3 protein-coding genes are annotated in these 5,583 nt (G+C 44.8%); 1 reads left to right on the top strand and 2 read right to left on the bottom strand.

What is annotated here, in order from left to right; all coding sequences use genetic code 11:
• A partial coding sequence (locus A3766_RS07550) for a hypothetical protein (RefSeq protein ID WP_231882855.1) occupies positions 1-1,724 on the top strand: 1,724 nt, incomplete at its 5' end.
• A gap of 74 nt (positions 1,725-1,798) precedes the next feature.
• On the opposite strand, the gene A3766_RS07545 is transcribed toward A3766_RS07550, so the two are convergent.
• Both A3766_RS07545 and A3766_RS07540 read right to left on the bottom strand, forming a co-directional pair.
• Positions 1,799-3,583 carry an acyl-CoA dehydrogenase C-terminal domain-containing protein gene (locus tag A3766_RS07545; protein ID WP_068509790.1) on the bottom strand — a complete coding sequence of 595 codons (1,785 nt, stop codon included), beginning with the start codon at positions 3,581-3,583 and terminating at the stop codon, positions 1,799-1,801.
• Between the two features lie 211 nt (positions 3,584-3,794).
• The coding region (locus tag A3766_RS07540; protein ID WP_068642040.1) for an acyl-CoA dehydrogenase C-terminal domain-containing protein at positions 3,795-5,583 on the bottom strand (1,789 nt) is incomplete at its 5' end.

The raw sequence follows: 5,583 nt of genomic DNA, 5'->3' as shown, positions 1-5,583 counted from the left end.
AGACTTACGCTACAGATATAAACTCACCAAGACTAACCTTGTATGCTGCAAATGACAGCGAAAGCCTAATCAAACCTCAAACAACTGTTTTTGACACAAACCAAGAGCGAGAACTTATTCTTGATGTAAGGGAAACGCAGCCAGTTTCACAAGCTATTCTCGCTCGCCAATACCCCAGCGGTAATTTAACCACTCTGGCCAACGGCCTAAACAATGTTATTGATATATCCATCGATAGCGACGGCGGCATCCTCTACCTGTTGATGGCGAATGAAAATTCAGAAAGTGGTGCAATCATTAAAGTGTTTGATATCGACGAGCAGTTAAGTCCTAATCGCTGGCCCATCCTCTCAGACAATGCTAATCCCGGCCTTGAATTACTAAAACCAACTGCAATCGTATTTCACAATGGTGTGCTCTACTGTTCTGACAATGGCAATAATACGGTTCTATCCATTGATATAGAAACAGGTACAAGCTCAATCATTTCTTCAAGTGAGCAAGGTAGCGCCTCGGGCTCTTTCTCATACATATCGGATATTGCTGCAGGGGTTGTTGAAGTCACTGATATAGACCAGGAGCTCACCACAAAGACCAAATTATGGCTAATTGATGAAGACTCAAAATCAATTATCGAGATTGATGTCGAGACTGGTGACCGAACGATACTGAGCCAAGCAAACGATGGTAAGGGTGAAGAGTTCAAAACGTTTAAACAGCTGGTCGTCGATCAGCAAAATGAACGATTACTTGTAAACGACACCGAGCTTAAGGTCGTATTCTCAGTTGCCTTTTCTTCAGGTCAGCGCGAACTTTTTGTTAGCAACCGCTACGGTAGTGGCCCAAACCTTGAAGCACCTACATCGATTCAGCACATTGGCAATAATATGGCTTTGATTACCGAAGGGCATCACAATGCGCTATTTGAAGTCGACTTACAGACAGGTAGCCGTAAAGTTATCTCTGCGTCGAACTCGAACCTCGAACTAGGCTCAGGCCCCGCTATATTGAACCCAGTCGACCTGGAGATTAACGCCTCTCAATCAAGTGTATGGGTTAGCATGCGCGAGCAAAAAAATATCTGGGAAATTGACCTAGCTAGTGGCGACAGAAACTTAATTACCCCCTCCCCTAGACTAGGCGCAACAGAGCTTAAGCTTCCATCAGGGCTAGCACTTAAGCCAGAGAGCAACCAATTACTTGTGAGTGACATTTACCTGGATAGAATTCAATCAGTAAATCTAAACAGCTACGAAACTGATATCGCGGCTAACAAACGCTTGTCTCGAAACTCAACATCAAAACTATCCAAGCCAAGCGACATCACTTACGACCAGCAAAACACATCAATCTACGCAGTCGATAGCGCCTTAAATGCCGTCATCCGTTGGAACGCCGAGTCAGAAAACGCTGAAATCGTATCTTCGATCGATGTTGGCTCGGGGCTTAACCTGCTCAACCCAATAGCAATCGATTTGAACCTTGCACAGAATACCGCCTACATCGCTGACCAGAAACTCAAGGCGATAATATCAGTTGATTTAAGCAGTGGTGACCGGGAAGTTTTATCTAACCGTGCGATCGGCTCTGGCCCTTTATTTAAAAACCTAACAGGCCTAAGCTTCAACCCAGACTCTAACTCACTTCTCGTTACCGATTCTGAAGAAAAAGCGATTTTCGCTGTTGATATTAATAATGGAAATAGAAATATAATTTCCAAGTAGCTTAGCTACTATAAAAATCAGGCATAAAAAAACCTGCAAAAAGCAGGTTTTTTTATGCCTGGAGTAAATCAGTCTTAGAACTGATCCGCAGCCAAAGCCATCATATCTTCACTACCAGAACGTACAAGCTCGGCTAGAGAAACAGTCTTAGGCAACAAACGGCTATAGAAGAATTTAGCTGTCTTGACCTTAGACGCATAAAATTCATCTGAGCCTACTTTTGGTGCTGCCGCTTTAACCATCTTCGCCCACATGTAAGCGTAAGCAGTTAAGCCAAACAATTCCAGGTATTCAACCGATGCAGCACCAATTGCGTTTGGATCATCCTTAACGCTATTGATAACATATTCTGTTACATCACTTAAACGCTCAAGCGCTGCAGACAGTGGCTTAACGAATTCAGCCAAGTCAGCATTATCAGCCTCTACCTGAATAAACGAAGCGACTTCTGAAGCAAATAGTTCGTAGAACTTACCGCCATTGGCGACAATCTTACGGCCCATCAAATCCAAAGATTGGATACCATTAGTACCTTCGTAGATTTGCGTAATACGCGTATCACGAACCAACTGCTCCTGGCCCCACTCACGAATGAAACCGTGACCACCAAATACTTGCTGGCCAGCAATACAACAATCTAAAGCACGATCAGTCAAATATGCTTTTGCAATAGGCGTCATCAATGCAACCATTGCTGATGCATGCTTCTTCTCATCAGCGTCATCTGAGTATTTCGCTGTATCCAAGAAAGTCGCAACATAGCTAGAGAAGGCACGACCACCCTCATTGTAAGCACGCATAGTCATCAACATACGGCGAATATCAGGATGCACGATTAGTGGGTCAGCAGCCTTTTCAGGTTGAGCCGGGCCTGTTGCCGCTCTACCCTGAATTCGATCCAATGCATACTCAACAGCATTCTGGTATGAACGCTCAGCAGCACCTAAGCCCTGAATACCAACACTCAAACGCTCGTAGTTCATCATTGTGAACATTGCGTTTAGACCTTGGTTAATCTCACCAACCAACCAGCCTTGAGCGCCGTCAAAGTTCATGACACAGGTTGCAGAAGCTTTGATACCCATTTTATGCTCGATAGAGCCAACCGTTACATTATTGTTCTCGCCAACAACGTTGTTCTCATCAACCTTGTTTCTTGGAACCAAGAACAGAGAAATACCTTTAGGGCCGGCAGGCGCATCAGGAAGCTTAGCGAGGACCAAATGAATAACGTTTTCAGAAAGATCTTGGTCACCACCTGTAATGAAGATCTTAGTACCTGTGATCGCGTAGCTACCGTCACCGTTGTCTTCAGCTTTAGTGCGGATCATACCTAGATCTGTGCCTGCATGCGGCTCAGTTAAGTCCATCGCACCAGCCCACTCGCCAGAATACATCTTAGGTAGATACTTCTGCTTAAGCTCTTCAGTGGCGTGTGCATCAATTGCCAAACTTGCACCAGAAGTTAGGCATACATATAAACCAAAAGAGATATCAGAAGAATAAAGCATCTCTTCATACTGAGCACCTACCATTTTAGGCATACCCATTCCTTCGTATTCAGGGTTACCCGTAAGACCTGACCAACCACCTTCAACAAAAGTCTTATAAGCTTCTTTATAACCCGCTGGAGTCGTTACAACACCGTCAGTCCACTTACAACCTTCTTCATCACCATTACGACTTAAAGGTGCAATTAGTGATGCAGTGATCTTACCCGCTTCTTCCAATACTGCGTCAGCAGTATCAATATCGATGGTGTCTTTTGTGCCCGCAAGCGAAGCCCAAAGCTGCTCTACACCAAACACTTCATTCATCACGAAACGAATATCTTTTAACGGAGCCTTATACTCAGCCATGTAACTACCCTCTATCCTCTGTTGATCCAACACGTAACAACCTTGTCTTACAAGGTATTTTTCAATAAAAACCCCGAGCTGCTTGTGGCTATTCGGGTGTGATTTACTTATGTCCGGGAAAACCTAACGCCGCACATTTAAATCATGCGGCGCATTTTAACGTAAAAAGCCCGCGAATGCGGGCTTTTTTTTGAATCAGATTAACTCAAGCTTAGAAAGCGAAGTTATCTTCTTCAACAGCCATCATAGACTCGGCACCCGCTTCAATCATTTGAGCGTGAGCTAAAGTACGTGGCAAGATACGATCAAAGTAGAACTGAGCAGTTTGCAGCTTAGTCTTGTAGAACGCTTCTTCTGTTGTACCTTCTGCTAGCTTCTGCTGAGCAACATCAACCATCTTCGCCCAGAAGTATGCTAAACATACATAGCCTGAGTACATTAGGTAATCAACTGACGCTGCACCAACTTCATCACGATTCTTCATGGCATTCATACCAATCTTCATCGTAATATCGCCCCACTCTTTGTTTAGCTTGGTTAGCGGCTCAATGAACTGCGCCAAACCTTCGTTATCTGCATTTTCTTTACAGAAAGTGTGAACCAACTTAGTGAAGTTCTTAAGTGCAGCACCTTGCGTCATTAGAACTTTACGGCCTAACAAGTCAAGTGCCTGGATACCAGTTGTACCTTCATAAATTAGTGCGATACGCGTATCACGAACGATCTGCTCCATACCCCACTCAGCGATGAAACCGTGACCACCGAATACCTGAACACCGTGGTTAGCAGCCTCGTAACCAGCTTCAGTACAGAAAGCTTTAAGAATAGGCGTTAAGAAGCCTAACATCTCGTCAGCTGCTTTCTTCTCTTCATCACTACCGTGCTCTACCAAATCAGCCTGTTGCGCTGCGTAGTAGATCATTGCACGAGAACCTTCAGCGATAGACTTCTGAGTTAGAAGCATACGGCGAACGTCTGGGTGAACAATGATTGGGTCAGCTTTACCTTCCGGGTTCTTCTTACCAGTCAAAGAACGCATAGCTAGACGCTCTTTAGCGTAAGTTAGCGCACCCTGGAAAGAACCTTCAGCAGCAGCAAGACCTTGAATAGAAGTACCGATACGTGCAACGTTCATGAATGTGAACATGCAGTTTAGACCCTTGTTTTCTGGGCCAATCAACCAACCTTTTGATGCATCAAAGTTCATCACACAAGTTGCGTTACCATGGATACCCATTTTGTGCTCGATAGAACCACAGGTAACGTTGTTTTTCTCGCCTGGATTACCGTCTGCATCTGGCAACAACTTAGGTACGATAAACAGAGAAATACCCTTAGTACCTTCTGGTGCGCCAGGAAGACGTGCTAGAACAATGTGAACGATGTTATCAACCATATCGTGCTCACCGGCAGAGATGAAGATCTTCGTACCCGTGATGTTGTAGCTACCATCAGCATTTGGCTCAGCCTTAGTAGTCAAAATACCTAGGTCAGAACCACACTGAGGCTCTGTTAAACACATGGTACCCGTCCACTCACCGCTGATCAGCTTAGTTAGATAAGTTTCCTGCTGCTCAGGCGTACCATGCTCTTGAATTGTCGCACGTGCACCGTGGCTTAGGCCTGGATACATACCCCAAGACCAGTTAGCAGTACCAATCATTTCACTCAAAGCGATGTTGATGGACTCAGGTAGACCTTGTCCACCGTGCTCAACAGGCGCGTTCATTGAAGGCCAGCCGCCTTCTACAAATTGGTTATATGCTTCTTTAAAACCTGTTGGCGTTTTAACACCATCTTCACTCCAAGTACAACCTTCCTGGTCACCTACTTGGTTAAGAGGAGCTAGTACTTCTTCACAAAACTTTGCACCTTCGCCGATGATCGCTTCGACCATGTCTGGAGAAGCATCATCTGCTCCTATGGTTGCGTAGTGCTGTTCACTGTTCAAAACTTCGTTCATGATGAACTTAATTTCTCGTAGGGGAGCTTTGTATTCT

It is taken from the genome of Oleiphilus sp. HI0132, from assembly GCF_001635845.1.
This window is presented reverse-complemented; position numbering and strand designations above follow the sequence as displayed.

Excerpts from the sequence above, each read along its gene's own strand:
- A3766_RS07545 (WP_068509790.1), bottom strand. The coding sequence starts at position 3,583 with ATGGCTGAGTATAAGGCTCCGTTAAAAGATATTCGTTTCGTGATGAAT.